Annotated in this window: 22 protein-coding genes; 15 read left to right on the top strand and 7 right to left on the bottom strand. The window is 69.8% G+C overall.

Features of this window, described 5'->3' with window-relative positions; translation table 11 throughout:
* Window positions 1-131: 131 nt before the first annotated feature.
* Window positions 132-812, top strand: a complete 681-nt coding sequence (gene epsC / locus RS883_RS01135) for a serine O-acetyltransferase EpsC (RefSeq protein WP_315761834.1) — start codon at window positions 132-134, stop codon at window positions 810-812.
* Window positions 809-1,150, top strand: a complete 342-nt coding sequence (locus RS883_RS01130; protein ID WP_315761833.1) for a DUF2794 domain-containing protein — start codon at window positions 809-811, stop codon at window positions 1,148-1,150. The genes epsC and RS883_RS01130 overlap by 4 nt, the downstream gene beginning before the upstream one ends.
* On the opposite strand, the gene RS883_RS01125 is transcribed toward RS883_RS01130, so the two are convergent.
* The 4 genes from RS883_RS01125 to RS883_RS01110 form a co-directional block, all read right to left on the bottom strand.
* Window positions 1,147-2,169: a hypothetical protein gene (locus RS883_RS01125; protein WP_315761831.1), complete on the bottom strand. Its 1,023-nt coding sequence runs from the start codon at window positions 2,167-2,169 to the stop codon at window positions 1,147-1,149. The genes RS883_RS01130 and RS883_RS01125 overlap by 4 nt on opposite strands.
* 71 nt (window positions 2,170-2,240) lie before the next feature.
* A complete protein-coding gene (locus RS883_RS01120; RefSeq protein ID WP_315761829.1) occupies window positions 2,241-2,657 on the bottom strand; it encodes a DUF4112 domain-containing protein in 417 nt (138 codons plus the stop codon).
* 5 nt (window positions 2,658-2,662) lie between these two features.
* Window positions 2,663-4,102 (bottom strand): ABC transporter substrate-binding protein, encoded by a 1,440-nt coding sequence (locus RS883_RS01115; RefSeq protein WP_315761827.1) that lies wholly within the window; start codon window positions 4,100-4,102, stop codon window positions 2,663-2,665.
* Between the two features lie 59 nt (window positions 4,103-4,161).
* The gene (locus RS883_RS01110; protein ID WP_315761825.1) at window positions 4,162-4,938 is read right to left on the bottom strand and encodes a hypothetical protein; all 777 of its coding nucleotides are present in this window, start codon (window positions 4,936-4,938) and stop codon (window positions 4,162-4,164) included.
* Between the two features lie 56 nt (window positions 4,939-4,994).
* Here RS883_RS01110 and RS883_RS01105 point away from each other — a divergent pair, with 56 nt between their 5' ends.
* From RS883_RS01105 to ilvD, 6 genes are all read left to right on the top strand, one after another.
* Window positions 4,995-5,915, top strand: a complete 921-nt coding sequence (locus RS883_RS01105) for a hypothetical protein (RefSeq protein WP_315761823.1) — start codon at window positions 4,995-4,997, stop codon at window positions 5,913-5,915.
* Window positions 5,916-6,030: 115 nt separating this feature from the next.
* On the top strand, window positions 6,031-6,555 hold the full coding sequence (locus RS883_RS01100) for a type II secretion system protein GspJ (protein ID WP_315761821.1): 525 nt from the start codon (window positions 6,031-6,033) through the stop codon (window positions 6,553-6,555).
* Window positions 6,552-7,436, top strand: coding sequence for a type II secretion system protein GspK (locus tag RS883_RS01095; RefSeq protein ID WP_315761819.1), 885 nt, complete (start codon window positions 6,552-6,554; stop codon window positions 7,434-7,436). Before RS883_RS01100 ends, RS883_RS01095 begins: the two co-directional genes overlap by 4 nt.
* 52 nt (window positions 7,437-7,488) lie before the next feature.
* A complete protein-coding gene (locus RS883_RS01090) occupies window positions 7,489-8,244 on the top strand; it encodes a tryptophan 2,3-dioxygenase (RefSeq protein ID WP_315761817.1) in 756 nt (251 codons plus the stop codon).
* Window positions 8,245-8,254: 10 nt separating this feature from the next.
* Window positions 8,255-9,400, top strand: a complete 1,146-nt coding sequence (locus RS883_RS01085) for an aminotransferase class V-fold PLP-dependent enzyme (RefSeq protein WP_315761816.1) — start codon at window positions 8,255-8,257, stop codon at window positions 9,398-9,400.
* Between the two features lie 69 nt (window positions 9,401-9,469).
* The gene (gene ilvD, locus RS883_RS01080) at window positions 9,470-11,320 is read left to right on the top strand and encodes a dihydroxy-acid dehydratase (protein WP_315761814.1); all 1,851 of its coding nucleotides are present in this window, start codon (window positions 9,470-9,472) and stop codon (window positions 11,318-11,320) included.
* Between the two features lie 298 nt (window positions 11,321-11,618).
* Here the strand turns inward: ilvD and RS883_RS01075 are convergent, their stop codons facing one another.
* Window positions 11,619-13,394 carry an ABC-F family ATP-binding cassette domain-containing protein gene (locus RS883_RS01075; RefSeq protein WP_315761812.1) on the bottom strand — a complete coding sequence of 592 codons (1,776 nt, stop codon included), beginning with the start codon at window positions 13,392-13,394 and terminating at the stop codon, window positions 11,619-11,621.
* Between the two features lie 139 nt (window positions 13,395-13,533).
* Here RS883_RS01075 and RS883_RS01070 point away from each other — a divergent pair, with 139 nt between their 5' ends.
* From RS883_RS01070 to RS883_RS01060, 3 genes are all read left to right on the top strand, one after another.
* Complete coding sequence (locus tag RS883_RS01070; protein WP_315761810.1) at window positions 13,534-13,845, top strand: hypothetical protein; 312 nt, start codon at window positions 13,534-13,536, stop codon at window positions 13,843-13,845.
* 24 nt (window positions 13,846-13,869) lie between these two features.
* On the top strand, window positions 13,870-14,553 hold the full coding sequence (locus tag RS883_RS01065) for a response regulator transcription factor (protein ID WP_315761808.1): 684 nt from the start codon (window positions 13,870-13,872) through the stop codon (window positions 14,551-14,553).
* An 82-nt stretch (window positions 14,554-14,635) separates the two neighbouring features.
* Window positions 14,636-15,943 carry a sensor histidine kinase gene (locus RS883_RS01060; RefSeq protein ID WP_315765227.1) on the top strand — a complete coding sequence of 436 codons (1,308 nt, stop codon included), beginning with the start codon at window positions 14,636-14,638 and terminating at the stop codon, window positions 15,941-15,943.
* A gap of 189 nt (window positions 15,944-16,132) precedes the next feature.
* Here the strand turns inward: RS883_RS01060 and RS883_RS01055 are convergent, their stop codons facing one another.
* Window positions 16,133-17,737: a serine hydrolase gene (locus tag RS883_RS01055; RefSeq protein ID WP_315761806.1), complete on the bottom strand. Its 1,605-nt coding sequence runs from the start codon at window positions 17,735-17,737 to the stop codon at window positions 16,133-16,135.
* A 55-nt stretch (window positions 17,738-17,792) separates the two neighbouring features.
* Window positions 17,793-18,359 (bottom strand): HNH endonuclease, encoded by a 567-nt coding sequence (locus tag RS883_RS01050; RefSeq protein ID WP_315761804.1) that lies wholly within the window; start codon window positions 18,357-18,359, stop codon window positions 17,793-17,795.
* 96 nt (window positions 18,360-18,455) lie between these two features.
* On the opposite strand from RS883_RS01050, the gene gluQRS reads away from it, so the two are divergent.
* From gluQRS to egtB, 4 genes are all read left to right on the top strand, one after another.
* Window positions 18,456-19,295, top strand: a complete 840-nt coding sequence (gene gluQRS / locus RS883_RS01045) for a tRNA glutamyl-Q(34) synthetase GluQRS (protein WP_315761802.1) — start codon at window positions 18,456-18,458, stop codon at window positions 19,293-19,295.
* 10 nt (window positions 19,296-19,305) lie between these two features.
* Window positions 19,306-19,536 carry a twin transmembrane helix small protein gene (locus tag RS883_RS01040; RefSeq protein ID WP_315761800.1) on the top strand — a complete coding sequence of 77 codons (231 nt, stop codon included), beginning with the start codon at window positions 19,306-19,308 and terminating at the stop codon, window positions 19,534-19,536.
* Between the two features lie 4 nt (window positions 19,537-19,540).
* On the top strand, window positions 19,541-20,101 hold the full coding sequence (locus RS883_RS01035) for a cob(I)yrinic acid a,c-diamide adenosyltransferase (protein WP_315765224.1): 561 nt from the start codon (window positions 19,541-19,543) through the stop codon (window positions 20,099-20,101).
* A gap of 120 nt (window positions 20,102-20,221) precedes the next feature.
* Window positions 20,222-21,412, top strand: a complete 1,191-nt coding sequence (gene egtB, locus RS883_RS01030; RefSeq protein ID WP_315761798.1) for an ergothioneine biosynthesis protein EgtB — start codon at window positions 20,222-20,224, stop codon at window positions 21,410-21,412.
* Window position 21,413: the final 1 nt, after the last annotated feature.

The following is a 21,413-nucleotide window of genomic DNA, read 5'->3' as shown; positions in this document are numbered from 1 at the left end:
TGGGGATTGCCGGGGCACGCGGCCGGAAACAAGACAGTTCGCGTTTAGCGCTCACAAGCGGTCAAGGTTGCCTGCTTGGAATGTCATGACGGCCGTCCTACATCGCATGCTTCGTGGCTAGGGGACACGCCATGCTGAGGGCGCTTCGCGTCTATCTCGATTCGATTCGCGCGCGCGACCCCGCGCCGCGATCGCGTGCTGAAATCCTGCTCTATCCGGGCGTGTGGGCGCTTGCCTATCACCGGATCGCGCACTGGCTGTTCGTGCGCGGCTGGTTCTTTGCCGCGCGCGCGGTCAATCATTGGTCGCGCTGGCTGACCGCGATCGACATCCATCCGGGCGCGGTGATCGGGCGCAATTTCTTCATCGACCATGGCTTCACCGTCATCGGCGAGACGGCGGTGATCGGCGACGACGTCACCATCTATCAATGCGTGACGCTGGGCGGAACCAGCCCCGACAACGGCGTCGCGGGCAAGCGGCACCCGACGCTCTTGAACGGCGTCATCATCGGATCGGGCGCGCAGGTCTTGGGCCCGATCACGGTGGGCGAGCGCGCGCGCGTCGGCGCGAATGCGGTGGTGACCAAGGACGTGCCCGAGGGCGCGACGATGGTCGGCATCCCCGCCAAGGCGACGCTGATCGAGGCGGAGACGTACCAGAAGCCGTTCATGCCCTATGGCACCCCGTGCAGCCAGGTGTTCGACCCGGCGACGCAGAAGGTCGAGATCCTGCGCTGCGAGCTCGAGGCGATGCGCAAGCGGCTGGATGCGCTGGTCGCCGAGGAAGCGGAGCGCCGCAACCGGGCGTGAGCGGCGAGGTCATTCCCCTTCATGGCCGACGGCCGCTCCAGATCGGCTTCGAACGGCTCGAGCTGAACCGCATCCTCGACCTGTATGGCCGGATGGTCGCGGCGGGGCATTGGCGCGACTATGCGATCGAGCTGGGGCGCGATGCGGCGGTGTTCGCCGCCTTTCGCCGCGCGGCCGAGCGGCCCGAGGTGCGGATCGAGAAGCGCCCGGCGCTGCGCCAGCGCCAGGGCATGTGGGCGCTGGTGAGCGAGACGGGCGCGGTGCTGAAGCGCGGACACGACCTTGCCGGCGTTCTCGCTCCCCTCGAACGCCGGCTGATGAAGATCGTCGAGGACTAGGCCACGGCGGGCGGCAGGCGCATCGCCATGTCGCTGCCGAGCAGCCCCACCACGCGGCGGCGCATCGGCTGCCAAAAGGCCGAGAGCGTCAGCAGGCCGGAGCCGATGATGAGCCCGGTGAACGCCGCGCCCAGCTCGACCGCGCCGGCACTACGGAACAGCTCGTAGAGCGCGAATAGGACATAGGCGAGGCTGGAGACGAGCAGCGCGCGGCGGTCGACTGCCAGCGCGACGAACGCGAAGGCGAGATAGAGCGCGAGCACCGCGACCGCGATGGCGGGGCTGACCGGCCCCTCGAACACGCCGAGCAGGTGGAAGATCGGGTGCGCGATCAGCGGCGCGGCGGCGAGATGGAGCCAGAAGGCGACGTCGCTCGCCCGCGTCGTGCGCGCGCGGTCCGAGATGTCCCAGCGCATCGCCAGCGCGAAGATCGCAAGGCCGGCGGCAAGGAGCAGCGGCAGCGCCGAGTCGTCCAGCTGCGGATAGGCGAAGAAGGCGAGCGCGACCGCGGTGCCGGTGACCGCGAGCGCGCCTGCGGCGACGGTGATCGGCACCATGAAGCGGCGCCAGTGCGCCCAGGCCGCGGCGACGCCCAGCAGCCCGACGCCCGCGAACACCGCGGCGGTCACGCGCTCGCTGAAGTCGGGTTCGATCGCGACCAGCGCGCCGATCGGGGCGGCGACCACGCCGCCGACGAACGCGCCGAGCAGCAGGATGCTGGGAAGCGCCATGCGGCGGCGGCGCGTGAAATATTCGGCGAGCAGCCAGGCCGCGACCGCGACGCCGATGCCGCCCATCCCCGGTGTGATCGCCGCGCCGATCTGGGCCACCGCCGCCAGCAAGAGCGCGAGCGCCACCGCGACGAAGATGTCGTTGAACCCGGTCAGCAGCCGAAAATGCTCCTCGTCCACGGCCGGCGTGCGGCGCTGCGCGGCAACGTGCGCACGCAGCGATTCGGCGGCGGCGGGGCTCAACGCGCCGGCGCTGACGGCACTTTCCAGATCGGTTTCACTATACATGGCTTCCCTCCTGTATTGCTCGACTATGACACAGGTGCCATAGCCGTGCAATACACTGCTCGGGGAGGCAATCAGGCGTCCAGCGTCACCGTGCCGGGGTGATGCTTGTTGAGGTGGCGGTGGATGATGCGCAGGTTGCGCGAATTCGCGCGGAAGAAATAATCGGGGACGATGCCGACGCCGGGGATCAGCCCCAGCGCCCAGTCGATGCCGACATTGCCCGCCATCCGCGTCATCGCGAACTTCGACATGCGCAGGTTGCGCGCTTCCCAGAGCATGTACGCGCCCGCCGCCGCGCCAATGAAGCTGCCGGCGACGGGGATAAGGCCGAGCATGACGTCGAGCCCGATCGGCCGGCTGAGGCCGGGAATGGTGATCGACCGTTCCATCACCCGCTCGATCGCCTCCACCCGCGTCCGCACCGAGTTGGGGTCGCGCTTGAGGGGGAGCCGGTCGAAGATCGACGGGTCGATGCGGGTCTGTGCCATGAAACCTAATTGGTTTCGCGGCGCAGGTGATTCAATGGATGCCACGCGCGCGCATTGCCGCGCCACGCGCGCAGGCGGAGCGCCACCAGCGACCAGCGCAGCGGCTGTGCCAGCGGGATAAACGCGACGTCGCGAACGAGCGCGGCATCCGCCTCCGCCAGCAATTGGCTGCGCGCCGCGAGATCGCCGCTTTCCCTGGCGCGCGCGAGGGTGCCGGCGACCGGTTCGGCACAGGGCTGGCACGCCATGCGCAGGTACCAGCGGGCGCTGTCGTAAGGGGCGACGGCGTCGACGAGGCGCAGGTCCGCCCGCGCGGTCGCCGGCACGCGGCGCGCGAGGACGCCGATGCTGGCAAGGTCGGCGATCAGCCGCGCGGCGAGGCGGCCGGCGCCCGGCCCCTCCGGCATGGCGATGGTCAGTCGCGGCGCCTGGCCGCCATTCGCCGCGCGCCAGCCGGCGACGCGCACCTGGGCCGCCGTCCGCCGCGCGTCGAGGTCGAAGGCGAGCCAGGGCGGGCGCGCCGGCGCCGCCGCCGAATCGAGCGTGTCGGGCAGCAGCGTGTCGCTCGCCGTCCAGTCGGCGGCGAAGTCGCGGGTCAGCGCGGCGCGGTCGATTGCCATCGCCACCGCCTCCCGCCGCTCGGCCGCGGCGAGGAAGCCGCTCCGCCGCGTGACGGCCAGCCCGAACAGCCCGCGCGCGGGATCGATGCGGCGATTGGCGGGGGGCACGTCGGCGACCTCGACCAGCGGCCAGTCGGCAAAGCTGCCGCCGCTGACGAGATCCGACCGCCGTTCGCGGAAACGCAGGATCGCGCGCGACGCGCGTTCGCTGCGCAATTCGACGAGCTCGGCCGCTTCGGGCTCCTCGGACGCATCCGCATCGGGACGGGTGGGGTCGAAGCCTGGGCGCAGCCGCACCGGCAGGCCCGCGCGATCGATGCGGAACGGCCCGCTGCCCTGCTGACGCGCGGTGCCGGCGAGCGCGAGTTCGGGCTGCGCGAACAGCGGCAACAGGTCGGGGCGGGGGCGTGACAGCCGCACCTCGATGACGAGCGGCGTCATCTCGACCACCTCGTCGATCGCCGACAGGTGCGCGCGAAGCGGGTTGCGCGGATTGGCGATCGCGCGGCGAAGGCCGGCGACGACGTCGCGCGCGGTCACGCGCTCGCCATTGGCCCACTCGGCCTCGCGCAGGCGGAAAATGTAGCTGCGTCCGTCGTCGATGACGATCCAGCGTTCGGCCAGCCCCGGCTCGACCTGTCCCAGCGCATCGAAGCGGACGAGGCCCTGCGCGGTCGAGGCGGTGAGCAGCGCGTCGGGCAGCGACAGCGACGTGCCCGGCCGTGCGGCAAGCCGCGGCGCCGCGCTGCCGATCGCGCTGACGACCACCGGCACGTCGTCCGGCCGCCGGTCGCAACCGGTCAGCAGCGCGGTGAGGAGGAGCAAGGCAGGCGAGAAGCGCATCGGTTCGCCGGGGTAACGATCGGAACGCGAGCCGGTGCCCGTCAGAAACTCGATTCGACGCTGACGCCCGCCGGCAGTCCGGTGAACGGGAGCAGCGCGGCGCCGTCGGGGGTAAGCGTGACCTTGTAGCTGCCAACCTCGCCGACCACCGCGTCGATCAGCGTGCGGCGGCGCTGCGCGATCGGGGCGATGCGGATGCGGCTTTCGTTGCCGACATGCTCGGCGGTCAGCAGCATCGCGGGGGTGGGCACGGGCGCGCCGTCGGGCGTCTTGCGGCACGCGCCGGGATCGATCGTCGCCTGTCCCTCGACGACGCCATGCCCCGGCCCGATCGTGAGCTGCGGGAATTCCGCCTGCAGGGTGACGTCGCAGGCGAAGCCGAGATTGGGGAGCAACGCGGCGAGCAGCGCGCCGTCGGCGGTGCCGCTGACCGCATCGAGCCGAACCCCGCCCGGCCGCAGCAGCGCCTGTCCGCCCAGATCGGTGTCCTCGCCCGTCGCGCGCCAGTCGACCGCGAAACCCAGCGACGTCAGCGACCGGAGCGGCGCGAAGCTCCAGCGCACGATGCTGCCGCCCGCGACGCCGACCTCGCCCGACCAGATCGTGCCGGCGACGCCGGTGCGCCACGGCCGGTTCTTGAGGAACACGCTCGCCGGGATCGTCACGAGCATCGCGAGCGCATAGGCGACTATGCCGACGCTGCCGAACAGGATAAGACGCCGCCGTGCCGCACCATCCGCATTCGGAAGCAGCGCCGCTGGATCGGCGGGCCGCGCTAGGGTTTCTGCGATCGTCCCTCGTCGCAGCAGCTTCTGCATCGATCGCGTCCCCCGTTTTCGCCGCCAAGACCGACAAGCGGCCGGTCGCGCTGCTGGTGCCGCAAAGCGGACCGCGCGCGGCGCTGGGCACTAGCATGGTGCGCGCGGCGATGCTTGCCGAAAACACGCCCGGGCGGCTGATCGTGTTCGACACCGGCGGCACCGCGGCGGGCGCCGATGCCGCGGCGCGCGCCGCGATGAAGCGCAAGGTGGCGATGATCCTGGGGCCGCTCCTGGCCGAGGAAGTCGCACCCGTGGCGGCGGTTGCGGGCGCGAGCGTGCCGGTGCTCGCCTTCTCCAACGATCCGGGTGCGCGGGCGCCGGGCGCGTTCACGATGGGCATCACTGCACGTCAGACGACGGGTGCGATCCTGCGCTATGCACGCTCGCGCGGGGTGCGGCGCGTGGCCGTGATCGCCGACGGATCGCGCTGGGCAGTGGCCGCGGCGGAAGCGGCGGCGGGGTTGCAGGGCGAGCTCAACCTGGACGTGCGGCGGATCGACGTGGCCGCGGGCCAGCCGCTGCCGGCGGCGGGGGACGCGCCCGACGCGGTGCTGATCCCCGGCGGCGGCGATCCGGTGATGGCGGCGGCGCGCAACCTGAAGACGACGGGCATCCAGCTTCTCGGCACCGTCCAAGCGCTTGACCATCGCCCCGCGAGCCTGTCCGTGCTGGAGGGCGCGTGGCTCGCCAGCCCCGATCCGGCGGCGTTCGCGGCCTTTTCCTCGGCGTTCGAGGCGCGGATGGGCGGCGAGGCTGGCATCATCGCCGCCATCGCCTATGACGCGGCGGCGATCACCAAGACGCTCCGCGGCAAGAACGCGCTCGACCGCGCCGGCCTGCTCGCCGAGCCGAGCTTCGAGACCGCGACCGGTCCCCTGCGCTTCCGCGAGGACGGCAGCGTCGCGCGCGACATGGCGATCGTGGTCGCGGGCCCCGACGGCTATGCCAAGGTCGCCACCAGCCGCGGCGCGTGAGGCGGTGAGCCTGGCCCATCGCAGTCGTCACCCCGGACTTGTTCCGGGGTCCACGTCACCGCGTACCCAGACGCCGCTGAGTGCGCGGCACGGTAGACCCCGGAACAAGTCCGGGGTGACGAATGAAGCGCAAGCCGGCTTCACCCTGATCGAGCTGATGATCTCGCTCGCGCTATTCGCGCTTATTGCGGTCGCCGGGCTCGCGCTGGTCGATTCGATCCTGGGCGTGCAGGGGCGCACCGCCACGCGGCTCGACGAGCAGGGGGCGGCGGCGCGGGCGATGTACGTGCTGACCAGCGACGTCGACCAGATCGCGCGCGGGCGAATCGTCTCCAACGGGCGCGAGCTTATCTTCACGCGGGCGGCGCCGGGGCTGGGCGGGGCGCCGGTCGAGATCCGCTGGATCCGCGCGGGCGATGCGCTGGTGCGGACGGTCGGCGGCGCGCCGCAGCCGGTCTTGTCGGGCGTCACCGCCGTTTCGGCGCGCTTCTTCGACGGCGGCTGGCGCGAGGGTTGGCCGCCGAGCGAGGAGCGCGGCGAGGACTGGCCGCGCGCGATCGAGCTTACCGTGGCGATGGGCCCGCGCGGAACGCTGCGCCGCGTCGTCGCGCTACCGACGCGTGCGAAGGGCGGGCCATGACCCGACCGTCCGCGCCCCGCGGCGAGGAGGGGCTGATCCTCATCAACGTCCTCCTGTTCGTCGCGATCGCGAGCGGGCTGGTCCTCTTGATGGTCAATCGCGAGGAGCTGGCGCTCGACGGCGCGCTGCGCATGCGGGAAGCGTCGCGCGCCGCGGCGATCGTGCGCGGCGGCGAGCTGTCGGCGCTGACGGCGCTGCGCCGCGATGCCGAGGAGGCGCCCGAGGCCGATCATCGCGGCGAGCCCTGGGCCGCGGTCGCCGAAAGCGGCATCGCGATCGAGGGCGGTACCTTCGACCTTGCCGTCGCCGATGCCGAGGGGCGCTTCAACATCAACAATGTCCGCTCGGGCCAGTCCGCGGCGGTGATCCTGTTCGAATCGATCGCGCGCGATGCGGGGCTGACGCCCGAGCAGATCGTTCAGGCGATCGGCTATGTCCGCGCCGCCGGGCCCGTCACCGACCTGCGCCCGATCCGACTGGTGGGGCTTGAGCCCGGCGCCGCCGACCGGCTGGCGACGATGGTGACCGCGCTGCCCGCCGAGACGCAGATCAGCCTCAACGCCGCGGGGCGCGAGCTTCTGACGCTGATGCTGCGCGATCCGGTGGTGGTCGAGCGCTTGCTGGCGGTGCGCGACCGGCGCGGCTTCATCGATGCCGAGGATCTGACGCGCGAAGGGCTGACGATGCCGCCCGGCACGCGCTTCGCCTCCGACCATTTCTGGGTGCGGACGCGCGCGCGGATCGGTGGCACGAGCCAACAGGGGGCGGCGCTGATCGAGCGCCGCAAGCGTGAGGACGGCACGCCGGAGACGGTGGTGGTCGAGCGCTGGCGTGGCGCCGCGATCCCGCCGGACGCGCCCGAGTTTCCCGCGGCAAAGTAACCGAACGCGGCAGCGCTTGCAGGCCGACGCGCGCTCCCGCTAGATCGCTGGCATGGCGATGACCTATGGCGATTATTTGGCGCTTCCGACGCTGTTCGACGCGCAGCGGCCGATCTCGGACCATCCCGACGAGCCGCTGTTCATCGCGATGCACCAGACGCAGGAGCTCTGGATGAAGCAGGCCATCCACGAGCTTCATCAGGCGATCACGCTGCTCCGCGCCGACCGCTTGCCGGAGGTGTACAAGGTGCTCGCGCGGGTCAGCCGCATCCAGGCGGTGATGACGCTCTCCTGGGATGTGCTCACGACGATGACGCCCAGCGACTATACGCGCTTTCGCGGCGTGCTCGGCAGTTCGTCGGGGTTCCAGTCGGACCAGTTCCGCACGGTCGAGGTGATGATGGGCTTTCGCGACGGCCCGCGCCACGGTCCCCAGACCCATGACGCCGCGACGAGGCCCAGCCTGTGGGACGAGGCCAACCTGGCGGCCGCGCGAGCGGGTCTGGCGATCCCGGAAGGCGCGCTGACCCGCGACTGGAGCGCGCCCTATACGCACGATCCCGATGTCGAGGCGGCCTGGGGCGAGGTGTATCGCGACGAGCAACGCTGGTGGCCGCTCTATCAGCTCGCCGAGAAGCTCGTCGACCTGGACGAGGCGTTCGCGACCTGGCGGCACAAGCACGTCATCACGGTCAGCCGCATCATCGGCCACAAGCGCGGGACGGGCGGCACCGGCGTCCATTATCTCGAATCGACGCTTCCCAAGCGCGCCTTTCCGGAACTCTGGTCGCTGAGGACGACGTTGTGAGGATCGGCCTGTGACGCAAAGCTACAAGCATCTGTTCCAGCGCTCACTCGCCGCGAATGCCGACCGGCTGCACTTCGCCGCGCACAGCCATCATCTGTGGCCCGATGCGAGCTGGCTGGGGCATCAGGCGGCGTGGGAGGATGCTGCGCGGCTTGCCGATACCAAGTGGCGCCGCGTGATGGAGGAAATGTGGCCCGCCGGGCAGGGCCATGTCGCGCGTGAGCTTGGCCTTCCCGATCCGTCCAGCGTCTGCTTCGCGGGCAACACCCACGACTTCCTGATCCGCATCGTCTCGGCGATCGACCGGCGGCCGGTCCGCATCCTCGCCACCGCGGGCGAGTTCCACAGCTTCACGCGCCAGGCGGCGCGCTGGGTCGAGAGCGGCGAGGTGGTGCTCGAGACCGTCGAGGCGGGCGAGGGCGTCGAGGAACGGCTGGTCGAGCGCGCACGATCGGGCGACCACGACCTGATCGTCGTCAGCCATGTCGCGTTCGGCACCGGCCGCGTGTTCGGTGCGCTGTCCGACCTTGCCGCCGTCGCCGCGCCCGAAGGGCCCTGGGTGCTGGTCGACGGCTATCACGGCTTCATGGCGGTCGAGACCGACTTCTCCGCCTATGCCGGAGCGCTGTTCTACACCGCCGGCGGCTACAAATATGCGATGTCGGGGGAAGGGATCGGCTTCCTTCATGCGCCGCCCGGTTTCGCGCCGCGGCCGGGGATCACCGGCTGGTATGCCGCGTTCGACGACCTCTCGGCGCCGCTGGGCGGGGTCGGCTATGCGCCCGATGGCCGTCGCTTCCTGGGATCGACGTTCGACGTGTCGGGCCTCTACCGCTTCGTCGCGGTGCGCGACATGCTGGCGCGGGAGGGGCTGTCGACCGCGACGATCTCCGCGCATGTCGCGGGCCTGCGCGACCAGTTGATCGGCGGGCTCGATCGCTCGCCGCTCGGCGACATGGAGATCGTCAATCCGCCCGGGCCGGTGCAGGCGCGCTTCCTGGCACTCCGCAGCCCGCGTGCCGCCGACTGGCAGGCGGCGCTGCTTGCGCGCGACGTCTATACCGATGTGCGCGGCGACGTGCTGCGCATCGGCATCGGCCTCTACCACGACGCCCGCGACGTCGAGGCGTTCTGCGACGCCGCAACAAAGCTATAGCCGGGCTGGCATTTCGCGCATCAAAGCTGCATAGGGCGCGCTTCCCCGAGACTCCCGAAAGCGTAAATCATGCCTGCCTATCGTTCCCGCACCACCACCCATGGCCGCAACATGGCGGGCGCGCGCGGGCTGTGGCGCGCGACGGGGATGAAGGACGAGGATTTCGGCAAGCCGATCATCGCCGTCGCCAACAGCTTCACCCAATTCGTTCCCGGCCACGTCCACCTCAAGGATCTCGGCCAACTCGTCGCGCGAGAGATCGAGGCGGCGGGCGGCGTCGCCAAGGAATTCAACACCATCGCCGTCGATGACGGGATCGCGATGGGCCATGGCGGCATGCTCTATTCGCTGCCCAGCCGCGAGCTCATCGCCGACGCGGTCGAGTATATGGTCAACGCGCACTGCGCCGACGCGATCGTCTGCATCTCCAATTGCGACAAGATCACGCCGGGCATGCTGATGGCCGCGATGCGCCTCAACGTCCCCGTCGTCTTCGTGTCGGGCGGGCCGATGGAGGCGGGCAAGGTCGTCGTGAAGGGTAAGGAGCGCGCGCTCGACCTGGTCGACGCGATGGTCGTCGCCGCCGACGACAGCTACACCGACGAGGAAGTGGCGGTGATCGAGCGGTCGGCCTGTCCGACCTGTGGCTCGTGCTCGGGCATGTTCACCGCCAATTCGATGAACTGCCTGACCGAGGCGCTGGGGCTGGCGCTGCCCGGCAACGGGTCGGTGCTGGCGACGCATGCCGATCGCGAGAAGCTGTTCCGCGAGGCGGGGCACCTGATCGTCGACCTCGCCAAGCGTTATTACGAGCAGGACGACGACACCGCGCTCCCCCGCACCATCGCCAGCCGCGCCGCGTTCGAGAACGCGATGAGCCTGGACATCGCGATGGGCGGGTCGACCAACACCGTGCTCCATTTGCTGGCGGCGGCGCAGGAGGGCGGCGTCGATTTCGGGATCGCCGAGATCGACCGCCTCAGCCGCCGCGTGCCGGTGCTTTGCAAGGTCGCGCCCGCGGTCGCCGACGTGCATATGGAGGACGTCCACCGCGCCGGCGGGATCATGGCGATCCTGGGCCAGCTGGAGCGCGGCGGGCTGTTCGACGCCTCGCTGCCCACCGTCCATTCGGCGACGTTCGCCGACGCGCTCGACCGCTGGGATGTGTCGCGCACCAACTCGGACGAGGTCCGCACCTTTTATCGCGCGGCGCCCGGCGGCGTGCCGACGCAGACCGCGTTCAGCCAGGCCGAGCGCTGGGACGAGCTCGACACCGATCGCGCGGGCGGCGTCATCCGCTCGGTCGAGAACGCCTTTTCGAAGGATGGCGGCCTTGCCGTGCTGTTCGGCAACCTCGCGCCCGAAGGCTGCATCGTGAAGACCGCGGGGGTGGACGAGTCGATCCTGACCTTCCGCGGGACCGCGCATGTGTTCGAGAGCCAGGACGCCGCGGTCGCCGGCATCCTCGGCAACATGGTCAAGCCGGGTGAGGTCGTGCTGATCCGCTATGAGGGGCCGAAGGGCGGGCCGGGGATGCAGGAGATGCTGTACCCGACCAGCTATCTGAAGTCGAAGGGGTTGGGCAAGGCGTGCGCGCTCGTCACCGACGGGCGCTTCTCGGGCGGCAGCTCGGGGCTGTCGATCGGCCATGTCTCGCCCGAGGCGGCCGAGGGCGGGCTGATCGCGCTGGTCGAGCAGGGCGACCCGATCGTCATCGACATCCCCAACCGCCTGATCGCGCTCGACCTGCCGGAGAATGTGCTCGCGCAGCGCCGCGCGGCGATGGTCGAGAAGGGCGCCAAGGCGTGGAAGCCGGTCGGCCGCAAGCGCGAGGTCTCGGCGGCGCTGCGTGCATACGCCGCCCTGACGACGAACGCGTCGCGCGGCGCGGTACGCGACGTGAGTCAGGTCGAGGGCTGACCTCATCTGTGCCCCGGCGAAGGCTGGGGCCCACGTAGGGAACGTCTTTGGTTGCGCGCAGCGACTGCCAACGGAGGCTTTCCGAACTGGACCCCGGCCTCCGCCGGGGTGCAAGCTTCGTCATCCCGGCCTTGAGCCGGGATCCCGCTTCTTCTGATCGAACGGGCAGAAAGCGGGACCCCGGATCAAGTCCGGGGTGACGTTCAAAGGACCCGTGCTCCCGCGCAGGCGGGAGCCCAGAGCCAAGCAGCGCGGCGTTGGTGACCCTGCGCTCGCGCCTGCGCGGGAGCGCGGCTCCTTACCCCAGCGCTTCGACCTGTTCCGCCAGCTCCAGCCAGCGCATCTCCGCGGCGTCCTTCTCGCCGTGCAGGCGCGCGACGTCCTTCATCAACTTGTCGAAGCGCGCCGGGTCCTTCGCGTAAAGCGCCGGGTCCGCCATCGCCGCCTCCGCTGCGGCGATCTCGGCGTCGATCGCCTCGATCCGCTGGGGCAGTTGGTCGTAGTCGCGCTGGTCCTTGTAGGTGAGCTTCGCCGCCTTGGGCCGGGCTATCTCGACCGGCTTCGGTGCGGTCTTCCTGGCCGCGACCTGGCGCACCTTCCGCTTGGCCTCCCAATCGGCATAGCCGCCGGGCACAATGTCGGCGGTGCCCGATCCGTCGAGTCCCAGCGTCACCGTCACCGTGCGGTCGAGAAAGTCGCGATCGTGGCTGACGATCAGCACCGTCCCCTCATAATCGCCGATCACTTCCTGGAGCAGGTCGAGCGTCTCGAGGTCGAGGTCGTTGGTCGGCTCGTCCAGCACCATCAGGTTCGACGGCCGCGCGAACTCGCGCGCCATCAACAGCCGCGATCGCTCGCCGCCCGACAGCGTGCCGACCTTGGCGTCGATCAGCTCGGGCGCGAACAGGAACTCCTTCAAATACCCGTGGACGTGCTTGCGCACGCCGAGCACGTCGATCCACTCGCCGCCGTCGGCCAGCACGTCGCGCACCGTCTTCTCGGGTGCCATGCGGCTGCGCTGCTGGTCGATGATGACGGGTTCGAGCGTCTTGGCGAGCTTCACCTCGCCCGTATCGGGCTCGATCTGCCCGGTCAGCAGCTTGATGAGCGTCGACTTGCCCGCGCCGTTCGGGCCGACGATGCCGATCCGGTCGCGGCGCGTGACGCGCAGGTTGAGGTCCTTCAGGATCGGGCGGTCGCCATAATGCTTGGCGACGTGCTTGGCGTCGATGACGACCCGCGTCTTGGCATCGTCGGTGCCGACGCTGAGCGCCGCGGCGCCCTGCGGCCCCTGCATCGCCGCCCGCTCGGCCCGCATTTCGAGAAGCTTGGTCAGGCGACCCTGGTTGCGCTTGCGCCGGCCGGTGACGCCGCGCTGGAGCCAATGCTCCTCGAGCTTGAGGCGGGCATCCAGCTTCTCGGCGGCGCGCTGTTCCTCGGCGGCGACTTGTTCGGTCCACGCCTCGAACCCGCCGAAGCCCACCTCGGCGCGGCGGATGCTGCCGCGATCGAGCCACAGCGTCTGGCGCGTCAGGCGGGTGAGGAAGGTGCGATCGTGGCTGATGACGACGAAGGCGCCGGTAAAGCGGCTCAGCCAGTCCTCCAGCCACTCGATCGCGGTGATGTCGAGATGGTTGGTCGGCTCGTCGAGCAGCAGCACGTCGGGGTTCTGCGCCAGTGCGCGCGCGATCGCCGCGCGGCGCCGCTCGCCGCCACTCGCCGTTGCGGCCTCCCGGCCCAGGTCGATGCCGAGCTGGTCGGCGATCGCCTCGGCCTCGTGCCGCGCGGGCGGGCGGTCGCCGCCCAGCACGAAGTCGAGCAATGTCGCGCAGCCGGCGACCTGCGGGTCCTGTTCCAGCATGACGACGTTGGTGCCGGGCACGATCGTGCGCCGCCCCTCGTCCGCGTCGAGCCGGCCGCCGATCAGCTTGAGCAGCGTCGTCTTGCCCGCACCATTGCGCCCGATCAGCGCCAGCCGGTCGCGCGCGCCGATATAGAGGTCGAGGTGACGGAACAGCCAGCCCGACCCCTGAACGAGGCCGAGATCTTCATAGGACAGGACAGGTGCGGCCATGGCGCCGCCAGTTAGGCGCTTCGGCCCGCGCCAGCAAGGATCGCGGCCGTTGCCCGAAAGCCACGACAGCGTTGCCCGATAGTTACGTCCCTATTCACAGGCTGTTCAACGCCCCGACCCTATGCGATGCGCCATGAGGATGACGGGCCTTTCGGTTCTGGCGGCGGTGGCGTGCGCGTGGACGGGAAGCGGCGATGCGATCGCCGCGCCGGTCGAACAGCGTGCCGACGATCATCGCGCCGCCCGCGCCGCCCGGGTCGAAGGCCGCATCCTCCCGCTGCGCGAGATCGAGAGCCGCGTCGTGCCGCGCGTGAAGAACGCCCGGTACATCGGCTTCGACTTCGATTCGGGAACCGCGGTTTACACGCTCAAGTTCCTGCGCGATGGAAATGTGATCTGGATCGATGTCGACGGGCGTTCAGGTCAGGTTCTGGGCCGCTCGGGCAACTGACAGCGACTGCTTTAGGGGAACGCGATGCGCGTGCTGATCGTCGAGGACGAACCGAATCTTCGCCAGCAACTGTCGAACACGCTGATCGGCGCGGGCTATGCCGTCGATACCGCCAGCGACGGCGAGGAAGGGCTCTTCCTGGGCCAGACCGAGCAATATGACGCGATCATCCTCGACCTCGGCCTGCCCGAGATCGACGGGCTGACCGTGCTCGACCGCTGGCGGCGCGAGGGGCGGACGACGCCCGTCCTCGTCCTGACCGCGCGCGACAGCTGGTCGGACAAGGTCGCCGGGCTCGATGCGGGCGCCGACGATTATGTCGCCAAGCCCTTCCAGACCGAGGAGCTGATCGCCCGCCTGCGCGCGCTCATCCGGCGCGCATCGGGCAATGCCTCGGCCGAGTTGACCGCGGGCGACATCCGCCTCGACACGCGCTCGGGCAAGGTCACCAAGGCGGGCGACCCGGTCAAGCTGACGGCGCAGGAATACAAGCTCCTCAGCTACCTTCTCCACCACAAGGGCAAGGTGGTGAGCCGGACCGAGCTGATCGAGCACATCTACGACCAGGATTTCGACCGCGACTCGAACACGATTGAGGTGTTCGTGACGCGTATCCGCAAGAAGCTGGGACCCGACGTCATCACCACGATCCGCGGTCTCGGCTACAGCCTGGACGACCCGTCGGGCGCGCCGGCCAGCGCCGACTGATCCAGGGCGAAACGCCGTGAGCGAGGCCGCGCCCGACCGCCCGCGCCCCTATGTGCGGATCACCGGCTCGCTCAGCCGGCGGATGATCGTGATCGCCTCGGCGTGGATCCTGCTCCTGCTCGCGGGCGGCGGGTTCGCGCTCGACCGCGTGCTGACGGGCGCGATCACGCGCAATTTCGACGACCAGCTCGACTATCTCCTCACCTCGATGATCGTCTCGGCCGAGATCGACAGCGAGGGCGAGGTGACGTTCAACCGCGAGCTCGCCGACCAGCGCTTCTTCGAACCCTATTCGGGCCTCTACTGGCAGGTGTCGGGCAAGGGGTTCCGGCCGTTTCCCTCCCGCTCGCTGTGGGACCGGGTGCTGCGCGTGCATCCGCACGCCGCCAACGGCGCCGTCCACACCTATGATTCGGAAGAGTTTCCCGACGAGAAGCTGCGCGTCGCCGAACGCGACGTGAAGCTGCCGCGGTCGACGGTCTGGTGGCGGTTCCAGATCGCGCAGAGCCGCGCGATGCTCGACGCGCAGATCGCCGCGCTTCGCCAGACGCTGATCCGAAGCTTCCTGCTGCTCGGGCTCGGCCTGATCGTCATGGCCGCGCTCCAGACCTGGTATGGCTTGCTGCCGCTCAAGAAGCTCCGTCGCGAGCTGGCGGCGATGCGCGGCGGCGATTCGCCGCGGATCGAGGGGCCGATGCCCGCCGAAGTCGCGCCGATGGTCGAGGAATTGAACGGCCTCATCCAGCACAATGAGCGCCAGGCCGAGGAAGCGCGGCGCCATGCCGGCAACCTCGCCCATGCGCTCAAGACGCCGCTGACGGTCATCATGAACGCGGCGGCGGCGGGCAGCGACGACTTGCCGGACACGGTGGTGCGCGAGGCGCGGACGATGCGCCGCCAGATCGACCACCACCTCGCGCGCGCTCGCGCGGTTGGGCGTCGGGGCAGTGCGCACAGCCGGGCGGAGGTGTGGCCCTCGATCGAGGCGGTCGAGCGTGCGGTCGCGCGCCTCTATCGCCACGTCCGCATCGACGTCGACGGGCGCAAGGACCTCACCGCGCATATCGAGCGGCAGGACCTCGACGATTTGCTCGGCAACCTGGTCGAGAATGCCGCGAAATATGGCGGTGGCAGCGTGTTCATCACCGTCGGCGCGACGACGGGCTTCGTCGAGATCCTGGTCGAGGACGACGGCACCGGCATTCCCGAGGCCGACCGCGTCCGCATCTTCGATCGCGGCGTGCGGCTGGACAGCGGCAAGCCGGGCACGGGCCTGGGCCTCGCGATCGTCCGCGACGTGGCGGAAATCTACGAGGGCACGGTGAGCCTGGAGGAAAGCGAGGATCTGGGCGGCCTCCTCGTGCGCCTCCGCCTGCCGATGGCGAACTGAGCGCTAGCCTCAGAACCCGTTCGTCCTGAGCCTGTCGAAGGACGTTTCACAAGCGGAGCGCCCGATGGCACGTGCTTCGACAGGCTCAGCACGAACGGAAAAACACCGTCGCCCCAGCGAAGGCTGGGGCCGCTATCGAGTAGGCGCGCTCATGCGGCATGAGACCCCAGCCTGCGCTGGGGTGACGATCTATCCCACCTTCGTAAAATCCAGATCGTGAAAGTCGTAGCTGAAGTCCGCCAGCGGCGAGAGCGCCTTCATCTTTGCTCCCGTCGCGCGGCCACCCTCGACAGTGAAGGTCACCACCGCATCCTCGCCCGCGCCGGGCTTGAACCGCGTGCGGAACGCGTCGGTGCCCCAGGGCTCCAGCGCGCTCGTGAACACCGGGGTCGGCACGAAATCGATGTGGAGCCCCTTGCCCCGCTCAGCGACGGCGACGTCGCCGTACCACGGATCGCGGTACCGCCCGGCATAGGCCGAGAGCGGCAGGCTCGGCGCGCCCGCGGGTGCCTTGTCGATGCCGCCCGCCGCCGCGACCGCGGCGAACGCTTCCTTGTCCATCGCATCGCGCCGCTTCTCGAACGCGCCCGCCCAGTCGAACGGCCCGACGCCCATCAGATGGTCGAGGATCGCGTTGCGCAGCGCCGCCGACGGGCCGTCCTCCGTGTTGGTGAACACCGCCACCGCATACCCCAGCCGCGGCAGCATCGCCGTCTGCGTGATCTGGCCCGACAGTCCGCCCGAATGATGGACCAGCCGTTCGCCGCGATAATCCTGCACGAACCAGCCGAGCGCATAGGTCGAGGTGACGCCGCGCGAGGGCCAATCGGCACTCGGCCCGTCGCTCGACCCGACGATGGTGACAGGCTTCCACATCTCCGCCGCCGACGCCTCGCTCCACAGCCGCCCGCCGCCGGGCAGCGCGCCCTTGGCGAGCTGGACCCGGAGCCACTTGGCGATGTCGGTAACGCTGGCGTTGATGCCGCCCGCGGCGTCGGTCATCGGCCCCTCGTCGGGGGCGACGCGGGCGAGCTTGCCCTGTCCCCGCACCGGCGGCCCCAATCGCGCGTGGCGCCCGGCGACGTTGGCGTCCTTCAAGAAGCGGAGCGCCGGCACCGCATCCGCCATGCCAAGCGGCTTGAGCAGCCGCGCCTCGACGAACCGGTCCCAGCTCTGCCCGCTCACCCGCTCGATCAGCAGCCCCGCAACGACATAGAGCGCATTGTCATAGGCATAGCCGGTACGAAAACCGCGCGCGAACGGGAAATAGGGCAGCCCTTTCAGGATGTCGCTCGCCGGCCGGTCGCTGGCGGGGAACTGCATCAGGTCGCCGGCGCCCAGCGCCAGCCCGCTGTTGTGGACGAGCAGTTCGCGCACCGTCAGGTTCTCGGTCGCGAGCGGATCCTTCATCCGGAACTCGGGGATGTGCTTGCGGACCGGATCGTCCCAGCCAAGCTTCTTCTCCTCGACCAGCAGCGCGAGCGCCGCGGCGGTGAAGCTCTTGCTGTTCGAGGCGATGGCGAAGCGCGTGTGCGCGTCGATCGCGCCCGGCTGGCCGACCGTGCGGACGCCATAGCCCTTGAGCCACGGTTCGGCGCCGGGCCGGATTACCGCGATGCCGACACCGGGGATCTCGAACCGGCGCATGAAGGTGGCGACGACGCCGTCGACATAGGCCGGGTCGAACCGCGACGTCGCCGCCTGTGCCCGCCCCGCGCCGGGCAAGGCCAATCCGGCCGCACCCATCGCCGCCAGGCCCAGCGCGCCGCGCCGGTCGATCCGCATCTCGCTCATGGTCTCGTCCCCCCGCCGCGACGCTATCGCGCGTGCGGGCGGCCGAAAAGTGGAATCACGCCTCCAGCTCGACGTCCCAATAGAGCCAGTCGTGCCACGTCTCGTGCAGATAGCCCGGCGGGAAGCGCCGGCCGTTTTCCTGAAGGTGCCAGCTCGTCGGCCGGATCGGTTGCTCGTAGAGCGGCATGTGGGCCTCGCGCGGGGTGCGACCGCCCTTCTTGAGATTGCACGGCGCACAGGCGGTGACGACATTCTCCCACGTCGTGCGCCCGCCATAGGCGCGCGGCACCACATGGTCGAAGGTCAGGTCGCTCGGCGTCCCGCAATATTGGCAGCTGAACTTGTCGCGCAGGAACAGGTTGAACCGCGTGAAGGCGGGGAATTGCGACGGCTTCACATATTGCTTGAGCGCGATGACCGAGGGCAGCTTGATCGCCGCGCTCGGGCTCCTGATCTCGCGCTCGTAATGCGAGACGATGTTGACCCGGTCGAGGAACACCGCCTTGATTGCGGTCTGCCACGGCCAGACGGACAGCGGATAATAGCTGAGCGGGGTAAAATCGGCATTGAGCACCAGTGCCGGGCAACCGTCCGGATGGCGGATCAGATCGGGATGGTACATGGAAGCTCCCAGTCACCAACGCGCGGGTCCTCCTGTCGCCGAACAGGATGACGTTGCCATGACAGCACGGCGATCGACTCGCGGTCAAGGGTGGCGATGAGCGTCACGACCCGCTTTGCGCCGAGCCCCACCGGCGCGCTGCACCTGGGCCACGCCTGGTCGGCGGTGCAGGCCCACGTGCGGGCGAGGGACGTCGGCGGGCGTTTCCTGCTCAGGATCGAGGATATCGACGGCACGCGCAGCCGGCCCGAGCATGTGGCGGGCATCCTCGCCGATCTCGACTGGCTCGGCCTTGATTGGGACGGGGACGTGGTGTTCCAGTCGGCGCGGCTCGACCGCTACACGGCGGCACTCGACCGGCTGCGGGTGATGGGCCTCGTCTATCCCTGTACCTGCACGCGCGCCGATATCGCCGCCGCGGCGAGCGCGCCGCATGGGCCGGCGGGGGTGGTCTATCCGGGCACGTGCCGCGAGCGCGCCGCCGATCTGTCGCAGCCGCATTGCTGGCGGCTCGACATGGCGGCGGCGATCGCGGCGGCCGGACCGCTCGTCTGGACTGACGAGATCGCCGGCACGATCGCCGCCGATCCGGCGAGCCACGGCGACGTCGTGCTTGCGCGCAAGGACGCGCCGTCGAGCTATCACCTGTCCGTGACCGTCGACGACGCGGCACAGGGCATCACCCATATCGTGCGCGGACGCGACCTGTTCGAGGCGACGCACGTCCATCGGCTGCTTCAGGCGCTGCTGGGCCTGCCAACGCCGATCTATCGTCATCACCCGCTGCTCGCCGGCGCCGACGGGACACGCCTGGCAAAGCGGCACGGCGCGCCATCGCTCGCCAACCTGAGGGCGGCGGGCATGGACGGGCGGGCGCTCGCCATGGACCTAAAGAGAGGGCGGCTTCCGCTTGGTTTCGGGGTGCTGGATGACTAGATAAGGCGTCATGAACACCTTTCTCGTCATCCTCCTGATCGCCGCGATGATCGCGACGGTCGTCGCGCTGATCCGCGGCATCGTCGCCTTCCTCAAGGTGACGGAGGCCGATCTGAAGGGCGAGGGCGGGCCGTCCGCCTCCTCGGTCAAGTCGAACAAGATGATGCAGTTCCGCATCTTCTTTCAGGCGCTGGCGATCCTGATCGTCGTCGTCATCATGTTCGCCGCCGGCCGGACCTGATCCTCTGGTCAAGCTCAACAAGATCTACACGCGGACCGGCGACGCGGGCACGACCGGCCTGGTCGACGGGTCGCGCGTGTCCAAGGCAGGATCGCTGATCGCCGCCATCGGCGAGGTGGACGAGGCGAACTCGGCGCTGGGCGTCGCGCTGTCGCTGATGCCGGAGGACGAGTGGCGCGCCGGGATGGCGATCGTCCAGAACGAGCTGTTTGACCTGGGCGCCGACCTCGCGACGCCATGGCCGGGCGGCGAGCACGATCTTCGCGTAACGCCCGCTCAGACCGGCCGGCTGGAGGCGCTGATCGACCGCGCGACCGCGGCGCTCGATCCACTGACCAGCTTCATCCTGCCGGGCGGAACGCCGGCCGCGGCCGCGATGCATGTCGCCCGTGCGACGATCCGCCGGGCCGAGCGCGCGATCGTGGCCGCAGCCGGCGATCACGCGCTCAATCCCGAAGCCTTGATCTACATCAACCGACTGTCAGATTTAACATTTGTTGTCGCTCGCTGTTTGAACCAAAGTGCCGGCGGCGACGTTCTATGGGTTCCGGGGGCATCACGCTGAACGTCTGACTGGCTTTCCAGCGCGCCGTGTCGCCACGACGGGAGACGCGCGTTGCAGCCAGATCGCCAGACCAGCCCGCGGTCGCCATCCCTGGCGAACCTTTTCCTTGCGACGCGCGGATTGACCGAGGCGCTCGCCGCGCCGCTCTCCGACGCCGACGCCACCGTCCAGTCGATGCCCGACGCGTCGCCGGCCAAATGGCACCTCGCGCACACTACCTGGTTCTTCGAGACCTTCGTGCTGCGCGACCATGTGCCGGGCTATCAGCGCTTCGACGATCGCTACCCGTTCCTGTTCAACAGCTATTACGAGGCCGAGGGCGCACGTCATGCGCGGCATCGCCGCGGCATGGTGACGCGGCCGACGCTGGCCGAGGTGCTCGACTATCGCGCGGCGGTGAACGCGGCGGTGGCCGAGGCGCTGCCCACGCTGCCGCCCGCCGCGCTCGAGCTGATCGAGCTCGGCATCCATCACGAGCAGCAGCATCAGGAGCTGTTCGTCACCGACATCCTTCACCTCTTCTCGGAAAACCCCTGCGAGCCCGCGCTGTACGAGCCGCAGCGCAAGCAGCCGGTGGCGATGCCCGGCCCGGTCGGCTGGATCGAGCATGCAGGTGGGATCGCTGAGATCGGCCATGACGGTACCGGCTTCGCCTTCGATTGCGAGGGGCCGCGGCACCGGGTGCTGCTCCATCCCCATGCGATCGCCGACCGCACGATCACCAATGGCGAATGGGCCGCGTTCATCGCCGATGGCGGGTACCGCGACGCGCGCCACTGGCTGTCCGACGGTTGGGCGTGGGTGAAGGCGGAAGCGATCGAGGCGCCGCTTTATTGGGCCAAGGATGGCGATACCTGGACGCGCTTCGGCCTGGACGGGCGTCGCCCGGTCGACCCGGCCGCGCCGGTGACGCATGTCAGCTTCTACGAGGCGGACGCCTATGCCAGCTGGGCCGACGCGCGCCTGCCCACCGAGGCCGAGTGGGAAGTTGTCGCTGCGGATGCCGATCCGGCAGGCGGCAACCAGATGGACGCCGCCGGCGCGGTCGAGCCGCGGCCTTCGCCCGGCGGACCCGCCCTGGTCGGGGACGTCTGGGAATGGACGGGCAGCGCCTATCGCCCCTACCCAGGCTTTCGCCCCGTCGAGGGCGCGGTCGGCGAGTATAACGGCAAGTTCATGAGCGGCCAGTTCGTGCTGCGCGGCGGATCGTGCGCGACCCCGCGCGGCCACCTTCGCACCAGCTATCGCAACTTCTTCTATCCGCATCAGCGCTGGCAGTTCACCGGCGTGCGCCTGGCAAAGGACCTCTGAC

This window comes from Sphingomonas sp. Y38-1Y (assembly GCF_032391395.1).
Taxonomy (GTDB): Bacteria; Pseudomonadota; Alphaproteobacteria; order Sphingomonadales; family Sphingomonadaceae; genus Sphingomonas.
The sequence above is the reverse complement of the archived record's forward strand: the minus strand, read 5'-3'. Positions and strand labels throughout refer to the sequence as shown.